The sequence below is a fragment of the Citrobacter sp. S55_ASV_140 genome (assembly GCF_018919505.1).
Classification (GTDB): Bacteria; Pseudomonadota; Gammaproteobacteria; order Enterobacterales; family Enterobacteriaceae; genus Citrobacter; species Citrobacter werkmanii.
On record NZ_JAHLQZ010000442.1, the window covers coordinates 1 to 456 of the forward strand.

At 46.5% G+C, this 456-nt stretch carries 1 protein-coding gene; it reads left to right on the plus strand.

The annotated features are described in order from the left end of the window. On the plus strand, positions 1–456 hold a 456-nt coding region (locus tag KQJ18_RS24425), incomplete at both ends, for a 3-hydroxyacyl-CoA dehydrogenase NAD-binding domain-containing protein (RefSeq protein ID WP_253297573.1).

Here is a 456-nt window from a genome sequence, read left to right on the forward strand (position 1 = left end):
GGTTATTGAAGCCGTGTTCGAAGATCTGGCGTTAAAACAACAGATGGTGGCAGAAGTTGAACAAAATTGCGCACCTCACACTATTTTTGCTTCCAACACCTCATCTTTACCAATTAGTGATATTGCGGCTAAGGCTGCCAGACCTGAACAAGTGATTGGTTTGCACTTTTTTAGCCCGGTGGAAAAAATGCCGCTGGTTGAGGTCATTCCGCATGCAACGACCTCTGAGCAAACTATTGCAACAACCGTCAAGTTGGCGAAAAAACAGGGTAAAACACCGATAGTCGTCAGAGATAAGGCCGGATTTTACGTTAACCGCATTTTAGCGCCTTACATCAATGAAGCTATACGCCTGTTAACCGAAGGCGAGCGGGTTGAAGCCATTGACGCCGCGCTGGTTAAGTTTGGTTTTCCGGTTGGGCCAATCCAACTTTTGGATGAGGTCGGAATTGATAC